We start from the raw sequence: 548 nt of genomic DNA on the forward strand, positions 1-548 counted from the left end.
GGTAGTAGATTTATCATCAACTCCCAGACTAAAACAACCACAAACATTAGAACAAATCGCCACAGAATATCAAGCCAGTCTCAACCTATCAGATGGCCCAATCATGCAAGTGGTAATGTTTAACTTGGGTGTAGATGAAGATGCACGTTTACTAATTATTATCCATCACCTAGCGGTAGATGGCGTTTCTTGGAGAATTTTATTATCAGACCTAGAAACAATCTATCAACAACTAATCGCTCAACAACCGATAAAATTAAGTCCGAAAACCACAGCATATATTGATTGGGCAGAAAAGTTAAACAACTATGCACAATCACAAATCATCAAACAACAGTTAGATTATTGGCTTAAACAACCTTGGTCAAAGACAAAGCCGCTACCATCAGATTATCCTCAAACTCAATCAGAAAATACAGTTGGTAGTGCAATCAATTATCGGGTGAACTTGAATCAACAAGAAACTCGCAGTTTGCTGTTGTCAGTCAACGAAGCTTACAACACACAAATCAATGATATCTTGCTCAGTGCATTAGTACTTACATTGG

At 37.4% G+C, this 548-nt stretch carries 1 protein-coding gene; it reads left to right on the forward strand.

Annotated features, from left to right (window positions below):
* Positions 1 to 548, forward strand: a 548-nt coding sequence (locus HCR01_RS38245; protein ID WP_226890108.1) for a condensation domain-containing protein, incomplete at both ends; no start/stop codon positions are given.

Source organism: Nostoc sp. MG11, assembly GCF_014904695.1.
Taxonomy (GTDB): Bacteria; Cyanobacteriota; Cyanobacteriia; order Cyanobacteriales; family Nostocaceae; genus Komarekiella.